At 49.6% G+C, this 12,373-nt stretch carries 11 protein-coding genes; 7 read left to right on the forward strand and 4 right to left on the reverse strand.

The genetic code is table 11. The features are described 5' to 3' along the window. Positions 1-38 precede the first annotated feature (38 nt). Positions 39-1,343, reverse strand: coding sequence for a DEAD/DEAH box helicase (locus tag KWJ01_RS06865; protein WP_224995687.1), 1,305 nt, complete (start codon positions 1,341-1,343; stop codon positions 39-41). Positions 1,344-1,709: 366 nt separating this feature from the next. Here KWJ01_RS06865 and KWJ01_RS06870 point away from each other — a divergent pair, with 366 nt between their 5' ends. From KWJ01_RS06870 to KWJ01_RS06880, 3 genes are read left to right on the forward strand one after another with little or no spacing between them, the layout of a single operon-like run. Further along, the gene (locus KWJ01_RS06870; protein WP_224995688.1) at positions 1,710-4,082 is read left to right on the forward strand and encodes a DUF2339 domain-containing protein; all 2,373 of its coding nucleotides are present in this window, start codon (positions 1,710-1,712) and stop codon (positions 4,080-4,082) included. Further along, a complete protein-coding gene (locus tag KWJ01_RS06875; RefSeq protein ID WP_224995689.1) occupies positions 4,075-5,355 on the forward strand; it encodes a DUF3999 family protein in 1,281 nt (426 codons plus the stop codon). The genes KWJ01_RS06870 and KWJ01_RS06875 overlap by 8 nt, the downstream gene beginning before the upstream one ends. A 9-nt stretch (positions 5,356-5,364) precedes the next feature. Next, on the forward strand, positions 5,365-5,559 hold the full coding sequence (locus tag KWJ01_RS06880) for a YwbE family protein (protein WP_224995690.1): 195 nt from the start codon (positions 5,365-5,367) through the stop codon (positions 5,557-5,559). Here KWJ01_RS06880 and KWJ01_RS06885 read toward each other — a convergent pair. Beyond that, positions 5,556-6,041 carry a DinB family protein gene (locus tag KWJ01_RS06885; protein WP_224995691.1) on the reverse strand — a complete coding sequence of 162 codons (486 nt, stop codon included), beginning with the start codon at positions 6,039-6,041 and terminating at the stop codon, positions 5,556-5,558. The two genes, KWJ01_RS06880 and KWJ01_RS06885, sit on opposite strands and share 4 nt — an antisense overlap. A 128-nt stretch (positions 6,042-6,169) precedes the next feature. On the opposite strand from KWJ01_RS06885, the gene KWJ01_RS06890 reads away from it, so the two are divergent. The 3 genes from KWJ01_RS06890 (at position 6,170) to KWJ01_RS06900 (ending at position 9,413) form a co-directional block, all read left to right on the forward strand. Beyond that, positions 6,170-6,541, forward strand: coding sequence for a cupin domain-containing protein (locus KWJ01_RS06890; RefSeq protein WP_370634663.1), 372 nt, complete (start codon positions 6,170-6,172; stop codon positions 6,539-6,541). Between the two features lie 160 nt (positions 6,542-6,701). Further along, a complete protein-coding gene (locus KWJ01_RS06895; RefSeq protein ID WP_224995692.1) occupies positions 6,702-7,856 on the forward strand; it encodes an acyl-CoA dehydrogenase family protein in 1,155 nt (384 codons plus the stop codon). A 12-nt stretch (positions 7,857-7,868) separates the two neighbouring features. Beyond that, on the forward strand, positions 7,869-9,413 hold the full coding sequence (locus KWJ01_RS06900) for an ATP-binding protein (protein WP_224995693.1): 1,545 nt from the start codon (positions 7,869-7,871) through the stop codon (positions 9,411-9,413). A 33-nt stretch (positions 9,414-9,446) separates the two neighbouring features. Here KWJ01_RS06900 and KWJ01_RS06905 read toward each other — a convergent pair whose 3' ends face one another. Both KWJ01_RS06905 and KWJ01_RS06910 read right to left on the reverse strand, forming a co-directional pair. Then, positions 9,447-10,622 carry a zinc-dependent alcohol dehydrogenase gene (locus KWJ01_RS06905; protein ID WP_224995694.1) on the reverse strand — a complete coding sequence of 392 codons (1,176 nt, stop codon included), beginning with the start codon at positions 10,620-10,622 and terminating at the stop codon, positions 9,447-9,449. A gap of 43 nt (positions 10,623-10,665) precedes the next feature. Beyond that, complete coding sequence (locus KWJ01_RS06910; protein ID WP_224995695.1) at positions 10,666-11,439, reverse strand: YgaP-like transmembrane domain; 774 nt, start codon at positions 11,437-11,439, stop codon at positions 10,666-10,668. Between the two features lie 213 nt (positions 11,440-11,652). Here KWJ01_RS06910 and KWJ01_RS06915 point away from each other — a divergent pair, with 213 nt between their 5' ends. Beyond that, on the forward strand, positions 11,653-12,219 hold the full coding sequence (locus KWJ01_RS06915; protein ID WP_224995696.1) for a superoxide dismutase family protein: 567 nt from the start codon (positions 11,653-11,655) through the stop codon (positions 12,217-12,219). Positions 12,220-12,373: the final 154 nt, after the last annotated feature.

Genomic DNA, 12,373 nt, shown 5'->3' on the forward strand with positions numbered 1-12,373 from the left:
CCTCCAAGGTGAGGGTTAGGTGAGGCGGGGCACCACTCCTACTTCGAAAGATCAAACTTCACCCTCTTATTCTTGATCTTTTCATTGCGCAGCTTTTTCAGTACCGAGTCCATCTTGCTGCGCTTAACAGCAGCATAGGCTGCATGGTCCAGTACTTCTATCCTGCCCAGTTCTTCTTTCTGGAGTCCGCCTTTCTGGAGCAGGAGGCCTACCACATCAATCTTGTTCACCTTATCCTTTTTACCGGCGCCAATGTAAAGGGTTGACCATTCTGATTTGCGGGGCAGTGAAGCAGCCTCTGGTAAAGATTCATATTCGGGCTCCTCTTCCAGGTAATCGGGCAGGGACTCTTCTTCTGCCAGAACCAGGTAGGCAGTACCAGTGGCCGTCATGCGGGCGGTGCGGCCGTTGCGGTGCACAAAGGCCTTATCATCTGGTGGCAGCTGGTAGTGAACTACATATTCAATGTCGGGTATATCCAGTCCCCGGGAGCCCAGGTCGGTGCAGATCAGCAGGCGGTGGCTGCCATTCCTGAATTTGATCAGCTCGCGCTCCCGCTCCTCCTGCTCCATACCTCCATGAAAGGTGCCATGGGCAATGCCCTTTAGCCCCAGCAGCTTGCTGATGCGCTCAACGGCATCACGGTGATTACAGAAAACCAGGGCAGGTTTGGCTTCCAGGGTGCAGATAAGTACAAAAAGAGCCTCCAGCTTATCTGTACTTGTCGCCCTTACTGCTTTCAGGCTAAGCCTTTCAGAAGGAGCATCACTTAGGTAATTAAGGATCTTTGGTGCCCTGATGCCGGTAAAATGGGGCACCTCCTCCATGTTGGTGGCAGAGGTTAAGATGCGCTTTTTCAGCCCCGTCAGCTGACCCAGGATAAAAGCCATCTCCTGCTCAAAACCTAATTCCAGGGCTTTGTCAAACTCATCGAGTACCAGGCTGCGGATGGTGGCAGGCTTAAAGCTTTCGCGCCGGAGGTGGTCGGCAATTCTGCCGGGAGTACCTACCAGCACTGCCGGCGGCTGCTGCAGGTTATTTTGCTCAATTCTGATGGAGTGTCCGCCATAGCAGCAGTTAACCTTATAGGGTGTACCCATTTGCCTGAACACCCCTTCTATCTGCAGGGCAAGCTCGCGCGAGGGCGCCAGCACCAGCGCCTGCACCCCTTCCTGCTGCGGGTCCAGCTGCTGCAGAAGGGGCAGTAAAAATCCCAGTGTTTTACCTGAACCTGTCGGCGACAGCAGGATCAGCGACTCCGCCTGCCCCGCAGCCTCCAGTGAAGCCTGCTGCATTTCGTTCAGTTTTTTTATGTTAAGGTTCTGCAGCGCTTGTGAGATCATTGGTTAATGTGTTAATGCTTTGATGTGCTAATCTGCTAATGTGCACAATTGTTCTGGCACCTCATACGCTTGCTGTAAATTATATGAGGCGGTGCTTTTAAGATACTCCTTTTTCCACAGCTGTCTTCAATAGATTAAGAGATGCATCCTGGCAATGTTTTGGTATAAGCTGTTCCATTCTTACACATCTCTCCGGCTTATACTGCACCCGGAGAACATAACATTAGGGAACAGCGCTAAAATATGCTTATCTTGCTCTAACCATTGCACTAAAATACCAGCCATAAGCTAGCCGGGAGAAAGGCTGTACAGCAGAAATAGCCCTGTTGAGCGTTGATGGTGAGGGTTGGTTAAAATTTAGGTCCTATGCAACATCCTGAAGATAATAAGAAACTACTGCAACAATTGGAAGCACTGCTCCTGAAGCAGGAACAGCTTCAGCAGGAGGTAGAAAAGCTCCGCCTGCAGGTGCTCTCCGCCACCTCAGCAGCCAGTGACCTGCAACTGCCCGGAAGGGCTCCAGCGCCGCAGCAAAGCCCTGTAACCAGAGGTGAGCATGGCGAAAAATTGCCACCTGCCCAGCCCATCTACAGCAGTAAAGCAGCCCATGCCCCGGCAGATACTTCCACGCTGGATCAAGGGGCACCCTCCGGAGCAGCACCCAAGGCCAAATCAGACCTGGAGAAGTTTATCGGCGAAAACCTGATCAATAAAATAGGCATCATCATCATTATTTTTGGTGTGGCAGTTGGCGCTAAATATGCCATCGACAATGAGCTGATCAGTCCGCTTACGCGCATCATCATGGGCTATGGCGCTGGCCTCGCCCTTATTAGCTTTGCCATATACCTGAAGAAAAACTACCCGAACTTCAGCGCTGTGCTTCTTAGCGGGTCCATGGCCATTCTGTACTTTATTACCCTTGCTGCCTTCAGCTTCTACGGCCTATTTCCACAGGCGCTGACATTTGGACTTATGCTGCTGTTTACCGCATTTACGGTTGTAGCAGCCCTGCATTATAATATGCAGGTAATTGCGCACATTGGCCTGGTAGGTGCTTATGCCGTTCCTTTTCTCCTCAGCGATGGCTCCGGCAGGGTACATATACTCTTCAGCTATATGGCCATCATCAACACAGGTATTCTTATTATTGCTTATAAACGCTACTGGAAACCCCTGTACTACCTTGCCTTTGGCATCAGCTGGCTTATTTTCCTGGCCTGGTTCAGCCTGGATTATCGTGTAGAAAAGCATTTTGCCATAGGGCTTGGCTTTGCCGCCCTCTTTTTCTCAATTTTCTATCTCACCTTCCTGCTATACAAGCTTACCCGGAAAGAGATTTACGGACAGGCCGATGTGGTGCTGCTGCTTTTTAACTCCTTTATATTCTTTGGTGTTGGTTACGCCATCCTGGATGGACATCCTGTTGCCGATCAGTACCTGGGCTTGTTTACCCTACTGAATGCCCTGGTACATTTTATGGTCTGCGCCATTGTTTACCGCAGGGCACTGGCCGACAGAAACTTATTTTATCTGCTGGCAGGGCTGGTGCTGGTGTTTATTACCATTGCGGTGCCGGTGCAGCTGGAGGGCAACTGGGTTACACTGCTCTGGACCGGCGAGGCTGCCCTGCTGTTCTGGATTGGCCGTGGCAGGGGCGTGAAAATATACGAACGCCTCTCCTATCCGCTCATACTACTGGCCTTTGCCAGCTTGCTGCACGACTGGTCCCTTTACTACCCCATGGGCTATGCCACAGGTATCGCTGATGGCTATACGCCCCTGCTGAATCCATATTTTCTGACCTCCCTGCTGTTTGTTGCTGCTTTTGCCTTTATGGCCTGGTTTGACTATAAAACCATCGGCACAACAGCAGACAGAAGTTTAATGCAGCGCATGTTTAGCTACACCCTTGGCTTGCTACTGCTGATTGGTGCCTACTATGCCTTTGAGCTGGAAATTGCTGCTTACTGGACCCAGCTGTACGAGGCCTCACACATCAGCATTCCCGAGACAGAAACAGAGCCCCCTATCTGGCTATACAACATCAGCCTGCTGCAGTTTAAGGATGTTTGGGTGCTCAACTACTCCATCCTGTTTGTGTGTGGTCTGGCCTTTTTCAATATCCTGAAATTGCGCAACAGGGAGTTGGGCTGGCTCACACTGGCCCTGGCAGGACTTGTAGTAATTGGTTTTCTGACACAGGGGCTCAATGCCCTCAGTACCCTGCGCCTACAATGGCAGGATGCTTCCGCAGCAGAATATTACAGCCAGGGCCTGGGTAACCTCCTGGTCCGCTACCTATGCTTTTCGTTGCTAGCCCTGCTGCTGTGGGCCTGCTATAAGCTTAAAAAGCAGGACTTTTTGCAGCTAAACATTAAAATAGCCTACGATTTTCTCTTGTACGGCTCTATTTTATGGCTTGCCAGCAACGAGCTGGTGCACTGGATAAGCTTGGGTGGCTACAGCAATGCACATGAACTGGGGCTAAGCATTCTGTGGGGCATTTATTCACTGATTATTATTGGCATTGGAATTGGTAAAAAGAAGAAACACCTGCGGATCGGTGCCTTTCTCCTGTTTGGTATTACCCTGCTCAAGCTGTTTTTCTACGATATTGCGCACCTGGATACCATTGCCAAAACCATCGTTCTGGTTTCGCTGGGTATTTTACTGCTGATTATTTCGTTCCTTTATAATAAGTACAAGCACCTAATTGCCGATGCCAGCCATGAATAAGTCCACCCCCCTGCTCCTGCTCCTGCTTATGTGCAGTACCTTTTGCTTTGCGCAATGGCAGGGATACCAGTATCAGCGTAAGCTGGAAGGGGTTAGCAGCAGCTGGCACAGTGTTCCCCTGCCTGACGATATCTTCAGTAAGCTAAACCCCGATCTCTCCGACCTAAGGGTACGGGGCATTGCAGCCGGCGGAGATACACTTGAGATGCCCTACCTGCTGCAAAATACGGCTTCCAAAACAGTGGTACGCCAGCTACCTTTTCAGTTGCTTAACCAGACCAGCAAAGCCGGAAATTACTTTTATACAATGGAGCTGCCCGAAGAAAAGGCCCTGAACGAAATACAGCTCCAGTTTGGCAACCCCAATTTCGACTGGCGGGTAAAGCTGGAGGGCAGCCACAGCCAGGGCGAGTGGTTTACCGTTTTGGATAACTACCGCATCCTGTCAGTAGAAAATGCCTACACAGACTACAGTTTTACCACCCTGCGCTTCCCCACCATCCGCTATAAATACCTGCGCCTGCAGATCAGCAGCGATAAAAAACCTGAGCTAATGCCTCTTACCCTGCTGCTAAAGGAAGCAGGCAGCGGCGAGTACCGGAACTACACTTTGAGCTTATACAAAGCCCAGGAAAACAGGAAAGAAAAGCAAACGGAGATCCTGCTGGAGCTGCCTCAGCCCCTGCCTCTCTCGCAAATGCTCATACAGGTAGCAGATACTTTTGATTATTACAGGCCCATCAGCCTGCAATATGCCATTGACAGCAGTAAGATCGAGAATGGATGGCGCTACCACTATCGCACCCTCTTTACCGGCACGCTTAGCTCGCTGGAAGATTCGCTGTTTACCTTCAATAACACCATTGCCAGAAAGCTGCGGCTGCTTATCCACAATGGCAGCAACCTGCCCCTCAACATAAGAAGCGTACAGCTGCAGGGGCCTCGCTACCTACTGATCACCCGCCTGGATACAGGCAATATCAGCGCTGATAGCAGCACTGCAGCCGTTTCTGACCAGTATTACCTGGTGTATGGAAACCCGGAGGCCTCTGCGCCCCGCTATGATATAGCTCTTTTCCCTGACAGGATACCTCTATTGCCGGAGCCTGTGGCACTTGGCCCTGAAGATGCGCTGGCTAAAAATTTACCGGCCACCAGCAGCCTTTTTGTTAACAAACTGTGGCTCTGGAGCATTATGCTGTTACTGATCGGCATTATGGGCTGGTTTGCCATTAAAATGCTAAGAACCGAAAATCAATCCCAAAACGCTTAAATACCCACCATGGACGGCACCCGAAGAGCTGATGTAAAACCCGGGCTACGGGTAAAAATAGTACTGAAGCAGGATCAGCGCAGCGGCAAACTTACCGAAGGCGTTGTAAAAGATCTGCTCACCAACTCTCCCACCCACCATCATGGCATTAAAGTAAGGCTGATGGATGGTCAGGTTGGCCGTGTGAAGGAGATCCTGGGTTAGCCCCTGCGGACCTCTGCTTCAGCCATTTTCCAGCTTAGCCTGATCTGCCCCAGGTGGTAAATATCGTGGTACAGCATGCCATTCAGTAAATGCCGGTAGTTGTAGTTCTTTCCCGGCACCTGCTGTGCTAGCCACGCCTCCTCCCTTTCCTGCAAGAGGGCAATAAGCTCCCGCTGCGAAGCTTTCAAAGCTTTTACCAACTGCTGCCATTCATTCTCATTCCTGATGATAAAATCATTATCCCAATCTGCAGAAGAGTTAATTTCTATACTGTACGCACTATTCTCCTTCAGCTTTTCCAGCACAAATACCCGCCAGGCCAGCATATGCTTCAGCAGCACAGCAATGGAATGTCCGGCCGCATAGGGTTTATAATTCAGCACCTCAACAGGCACAGCCTGCAGACTACCGAGTACAGAAACCCCATACCAGGGTTCGCCCTCAAAAACTTCCTTTAATTCGTTAATCAGGTTTGTGCACATACCTTCAAGATAAGCTTAAGAAAAAATCAGCTACTCCATGCCCGAAAGTAAAAATCCTCTTATCCGATTTCCGTAGCTATCAATACAGATTAATACTAATTTAGTGAACTCACACCCCATTCAAAAATATGATGAACCTGGATAAAGTTACCCTAACGGAAAAGTTTGCTCAATTTTCAGACTACTGGAATCCCCGTATTGCGGGTGAACTCAATGGGCAGCAGGTAAAGCTGGCTAAGTTTAAAGGAGCCTTTGTATGGCATCAGCATGAGCACGAAGATGAATTTTTTCTTGTGGTGGAGGGATCCTTCCGCATGGAGCTCCGGGATAAAACAGTGGTCCTGAACAAAGGTGATTTCATGATTGTACCCAGGGGCACCGAGCACCGTCCGGTAGCAGATCAGGAAGCGCATGTACTTCTGTTTGAGCCTGCTACCACCATCAATACAGGAACATTAGATGCATCAGAGCTTACCAGAACAACGCTGGAAAGGCTTTAGACCTTATCATTGATCAACAACCAAGCCTGCTGTGCATCAGGCCTGCTTGTTGAATATTTTCAGGCACTAGGACCCCCTATTTTAAACATTCCTTGGTCTGCACAATTTTTCATATTATATATACAGCTATTATCAGCTCCTGTTTACGTAATCAATCCTCATGCAATTAGATGAAATACTGAAAAAGGCCAGGCACCTGGCTACTGAAGTACTTTCTGTAGAATCGGCTTTGGTAGATAAGGAAGCCGTATGGCCGAAAAAAAGTATTCAGGCACTGTTGAATGCCGGTTTGGGAGGACTCGTTGCTCCTAAAGAAACAGGGGGCCAGGGGCATGGGCTTTATGCGCTGGCACGTGTAGCCGAAACACTCGGCGAAGCCTGTGCTTCTACCAGCCTATGCTTTGGTATGCACTGCGTTGGCACTGCTGTTATAGCTGCCAAAGCAACCCACTGGCAGAAAGAAAATTACCTGGTGCCAATTTCGCGTGGAGAGCACCTCACTACCCTGGCGCTAAGTGAACCAGGCACCGGCGCTCATTTTTACTACCCCCAAACGCAGCTTCTGCCCCTTTCTGAAAATGAATTCAGTATTAAGGGAAAGAAATCCTTTATCACCAATGGCAACCAGGCCGATTCTTACGTTATATCCACAGTAGCTGTAGACCCGGATGCTGACCCGAATCTGTTCTCCTGCATTGTGGTAGACAGGGAAACAGAGGGCTTGGTATGGGGCCCAGACTGGCAGGGCATGGGCATGCGCGGGAATTCCTCCCGGGGACTGGATATTCAGTCAGCCAAAGTCTCTGCCAGGCATCTGCTTGGCAAACAGGGAGATCAGCTTTGGTATATCTTTAACGTGGTGGCGCCGTACTTTTTAACAGCCATGGCCGGCACCTACCTTGGTATTGCGCAGGCTGCCTTTAACGAGGCCCGCGAACATCTGCAACGCAGAAGTTATGCCCACAGCGGTGCCGGTTTAAGCCAGGTACACGTGCTACAGCACAAGCTGGGATCTTTATGGGCTAAGATTGAACGAACACGCAGGCTGATCTACTATGCCGCACAGGAAGGCGACACTGAAAACTTCAATGCACTTCCTGCCATCCTTTCTGCGAAGGCCGAAGTGGCCCATTGTGCCGTAGAGGCTGTAAACGAAGCCATGACCCTTTCGGGAGGTATTGCCTACCGAGAAAACAGCCGCTTTAATGTGCTGCTGCGCGATGCAAGGGCAGCCCACATCATGTCTCCCACTACTGACCTGCTCTACACCTGGCTGGGCAGAGCCCTGCTCGACCAGCCCATACTATCTGATTGATCTTTATAAAGAATGGCGAGAATAGCATATACTGGTTTAACTGCATCGAGTATCGAAGCACTACGTCATGGACTGGCAGATACCACGCAAGAGGCTGAAACAGGTGAATTCATAGAAATATGCGAAAACACAGCACGCGAGGAGCTGGCACAGCAGGCAAGGGCTGCAGATGTGTACCTGATAGGCGAAGAGGTTGACAACCCAATTAAACTGGCCCAGATGGCCCATGCCATAGACAGCTACCTGTCTGTGATTATTGTAAACGACAGCAAAAGCTTTTCTAAGATCAAGCAGGCCCTGCTCTTTACTCCATTTATTGGCAATAATGTACAGAGCCTGGCAAGCGAGATTGGCACTGGGCTTGCAAGTGCTACTCAAAATGCAATTCTAAAAACACAGCAAAGGCGTAATTACGTGCGCCTCAAAACAGCCCCGGCCCTGCAGCAGCCAAATGCTCATATTTACGAAGATATAAAATCGGAGTACCTTGATAAATTTCTGCAGGAGGCACCCATTGGGGCCGTACTTATGACAGAAAAAGGACTGATCCTTGCTGTTAACCGCTATGCCACCAGGGTGTTGGATAATACGGAGAAACAACTGATTGGCGCCCCCTTCAGCAGCCTTTTTGGTGCAGCGCAGCAGAAACAACTGGCGAAGCTATTCGGGCAGGACCAGAGTAGTACCGAGCAGCTTACCATAGAACGTAACAGCCACCAGACACAGGTGCTGGAAATCAGCTTTGCACAGATCACCATCAAGAACAGGGTTCCCTACCGCCTGGGGCTCATCACCGACATTACAGATAAGGTGCTGGCTCAGCAGAAGGTAGAACACCAGCTAGTGGAACTTCAGAAAATAAACCATCAGCTAAGTAGGGCAGTAAATGACCTGGATGCTTTTGTCTATACGGCTTCGCATGATTTGAAGGCCCCCATTGCAAACATCGAAGGCCTGATTACGCTCATCAGAAAAAAGTCAGACACTACAGACCCTGCACTCCAGCACCTGTTTGCCATGGTTGATGTTTCCATTGACCGATTCCTGGCAACAATCAAAGATCTTGCTGAAGTAGCCCAGATTCATAAAAAACATACGGATGAGGATATCCAGACCAATGCGTTTGAGGTAATTGGTGAAGTTCAAACCCTCATCCACAAGATGATAGAAAGCGCCGGCGCCACCATTCAGCTCGACTGCCCGCCCAAACTTAGCCTTAGTTTTCCTAAAAGCAAGTTTCGCAGCATTATTTACAACCTGCTTACAAACGCCCTTAAATACGGTGCTCCCAACCGTAAGCCACTCATAAAAATAAAGGTAGAGCGGAGTGGTGATTACACAATGTTAAGTGTTGAGGATAATGGACTGGGCATTCCTGCCGATAAAAAAGATAATATCTTCTCGATGTTCAAGCGACTGCACACACACGTAGAAGGCAGCGGAATAGGCTTATTCATCATCAAGAGAATAGTAGAGAGCACCGACAGCCGAATAGAGGTAGAAAGCGAAGAAGGCTTTGGCAGCACCTTCAGGGTATACCTGAAAGAGCAGCGTTAGAAAAGAAAAAGCGGAGCATCTGCTCCGCTCCTGCTAGATCGAGGGTGCAAATACCACCCGTACACAATTATCCTTTTTCTTCTTGAACATCTGGTAACCTTCGTGCCCGTCTTCGAGCGACCATTTATGGGTAAGCATATAAGTAGGATCCACATCTCCCTTCTGCACATGCTCCAGCAGCTTGGGAATATAGCGCTGCCCGTGCATCTGTCCCATTCGCATGGTCAGGGCTTTGTTCATGGCCGCCCCCATCGGGAACTTATCAATAAGCCCGCCATATACCCCTACAATAGAAACATTACCCCCTTTGCGGCAGGCCATAATGGTTTCCCGCAATACGGTTGGACGATCGGTCTGTAATCGTACGGCCTGTTTGGCTCTGTCGTAATAATAGTCGGCGCCGTAGCTGTGTGCTTCCATGCCTACAGCATCGATGCAACTGTCGGGTCCGCGGCCCCCGGTCATTTCTTTCAGGGCCACCTGAACATCAACCTCAGCATAATTCAGCACCTCGGCTTTGGCCATATTTTTAGCCATGTTCAGGCGCTCCGGCAGTCGGTCTATGGCTATTACACGCTCTGCACCTAATAAATAGGCACTCTGGATGGCCATCAGGCCTACACCGCCACAACCCCAAACCGCCACTACATCGCCAGGCTTGATATTGGCCATATCGGCGGCCATATAACCGGTGGGAAATGCATCGGAACAAAACAGGGCCTGATCATCCGTCAGCCCTTCGGGCACCTTAAAGCAGCCTTTATCGGCATAGGGTACCCTGATGTATTCGGCATGGCTGCCGGCATAGCCGCCAAAGGCATGGGAATAGCCAAAGATACCGGCTGTGGCATGGCCATAGGCCTTCTCCAGTATCTCCTCATGTGGGTTTGAATTATCGCAGAGGGAGTATTCATCGTGCTGGCAAAACCAGCAGTCACCACAGCCTAATATGGAGCAAACCACTACCCGGTCGCCTTTTTTCAGCTTTTTCACACCTGGTCCAACCTCTACCACTTCGCCCATAAACTCATGGCCGATGATATCGCCTTCCCTCATGGAAGGTACGTAGCCATCCAGCAGGTGCAGATCAGAGCCGCAAACCGACGATAAACTTACCTTTATGATGGCATCTCCGGGATTTAGTATTTCCGGGTCTTTTACCCGCTCAGTGTTCAATTTATTAGTACCAACGTAACACAGTGCCTTCATCAGAAAAAAATTAAAATGTTATAAAAATAGAACTCTGAAAAAATCAATAGTTTTTGTTTTCCCTGCCGGAAGGTTGCCCTTCAATGGTGGGTATTTCACCGGTTTCCATCAGGTGCTTGAAGCGGCGCATATCTTCGTGCACCACACTTTCAATGGCCGGGTTCAGCATTTTTGCCACACCGCCGCCAACATAACCCTCTGGCGCATAGTACTTGATGGTCGCATGCAGCTCGGTGCCTCTTCCCCCAGGCGCATCCCTAAAGGTAATTTCACCCGACTGGCTCACATCAGAGCCATTGTAGGTACGGTAAAGAATACGCTCATTGGCTGTTTCCTCTACAATCTCCGCCTCCCAGTCGAACTTGTTGCCCAGCTTGGGCACTTCCATTTGCCAGTGGTAGCGCTTGCCCCCGGCATCCAGCGGTTCTACATGCGTTATATGCTTCATAAAGTTGGGGAGGTTCTCGAGCTTACGCCAGTAGCTGTATACTTCTTCTCTGGGCTTGCCAATGGTTACCGATTTTTTAACAACCACTGGTACGCCCTCCCTGCTGGCGGTGTTACGGCCAATCATATCATTAACACCGCAATGCCCTGTAAGGCCCCTATGCACAAAAGAGGCGCCAGTTATACCTAATAAAACATTGGTGATGCTGAATTTTTTGAAGCCCAGGTAGAGCAGTGCGGCACCGGCTGCCACAGAAACAATACGCTCGGTGGTACCTACGTTAATATGGCTACTGCCTGTAATTTCAGGCTCCAGGTGCAGATCGTCTTTTGTAAAATCTGATAGTTTGTTTGCCTTTATTTCAGTCATGTATTTACTGTTTAGTTCAATAATTTCAACAGAGATCGTCCCGGCTTGTTATGGGATACCGGCAGTTACAACACTATCTGTTAATAAACATGAACCGTTAGTTTATAAGTAGAGTGCGCACAGAATTGCCGTTCATTTCTTTGTTCAGCAGATCAAAGCCCTCTAACTTAGAAGCCTGCAGGCTAAAGTCATCAATTTTTACTCTTTTCAACTATGAAAACTGCTTTTTCTGTTCTATTTGCGGGAATTCTCCTGCTGGTTGGCTGTAAAAAGGAAGAGCAACCAGCGCCAAAAGCAATAGAAGCCCATGCTCCTATTTACAGCCTTAGTGGCAGCAGCACAACTCCCGCAAAGCTGGGCGATGCTTATTTTACACAGCAGGATGGTGTAGTTACCCTGGAGCTGGAGGTTGCAGGCTTAGCTGCAGGAGGCTCCCATGCCATTCACCTGCACGAAGGCAGCTGCGAAAACCCCGGCATGCACTGGAATGGTGGCAGCAGCGACTCCTATTGCCAGGTACCAAACCTGGATGGCAACTGGGGCAGGCCCTACCTGGGCGATGTAGGCAATATAGAAATTGAAGAAGATGGCACCGGTACCCTCACCCTTCGCACCAATTTATGGGCTATTGGTGACGGATCTCCCCTCGACATCACAGGTAAAATGATTATGCTGCACGAACAGCCCGAAGATTTTGATCTGGAGTGCGATCCCAACCATCAGAACCACCCCCACAACAACCCGAAAATTGCCTGTGGCGCCATTGGCAGCAGTCATTAGGTACTCGGCAGTGGATGATTGTAGCAATTGAGTAAGCCTGGAAAATAAATATATCAACCCTTCGGGATTCCGACGCTTTGTTGGTTTTGATTGCAGTGATCATTTCATCCCTTCCGGATTCCACACTATCTGAATACCTGCAGCTAACATCAAA

The sequence above is a fragment of the Cesiribacter sp. SM1 genome (genome assembly GCF_020178975.1).
Taxonomy (GTDB): domain Bacteria; phylum Bacteroidota; class Bacteroidia; order Cytophagales; family Cyclobacteriaceae; genus Cesiribacter.

What these genes read in the sequence shown, in the direction of transcription:
- KWJ01_RS06865 (WP_224995687.1), bottom strand. Translation starts at nt 1,343, where the DNA reads ATGATCTCACAAGCGCTGCAGAACCTTAACATAAAAAAACTGAACGAA.
- KWJ01_RS06870 (WP_224995688.1), top strand. Translation starts at nt 1,710, where the DNA reads ATGCAACATCCTGAAGATAATAAGAAACTACTGCAACAATTGGAAGCA.
- KWJ01_RS06875 (WP_224995689.1), top strand. Translation starts at nt 4,075, where the DNA reads ATGAATAAGTCCACCCCCCTGCTCCTGCTCCTGCTTATGTGCAGTACC.
- KWJ01_RS06880 (WP_224995690.1), top strand. Translation starts at nt 5,365, where the DNA reads ATGGACGGCACCCGAAGAGCTGATGTAAAACCCGGGCTACGGGTAAAA.
- KWJ01_RS06885 (WP_224995691.1), bottom strand. Translation starts at nt 6,041, where the DNA reads ATGTGCACAAACCTGATTAACGAATTAAAGGAAGTTTTTGAGGGCGAA.
- KWJ01_RS06890 (WP_370634663.1), top strand. Translation starts at nt 6,170, where the DNA reads ATGATGAACCTGGATAAAGTTACCCTAACGGAAAAGTTTGCTCAATTT.
- KWJ01_RS06895 (WP_224995692.1), top strand. Translation starts at nt 6,702, where the DNA reads ATGCAATTAGATGAAATACTGAAAAAGGCCAGGCACCTGGCTACTGAA.
- KWJ01_RS06900 (WP_224995693.1), top strand. Translation starts at nt 7,869, where the DNA reads ATGGCGAGAATAGCATATACTGGTTTAACTGCATCGAGTATCGAAGCA.
- KWJ01_RS06905 (WP_224995694.1), bottom strand. Translation starts at nt 10,622, where the DNA reads ATGAAGGCACTGTGTTACGTTGGTACTAATAAATTGAACACTGAGCGG.
- KWJ01_RS06910 (WP_224995695.1), bottom strand. Translation starts at nt 11,439, where the DNA reads ATGACTGAAATAAAGGCAAACAAACTATCAGATTTTACAAAAGACGAT.
- KWJ01_RS06915 (WP_224995696.1), top strand. Translation starts at nt 11,653, where the DNA reads ATGAAAACTGCTTTTTCTGTTCTATTTGCGGGAATTCTCCTGCTGGTT.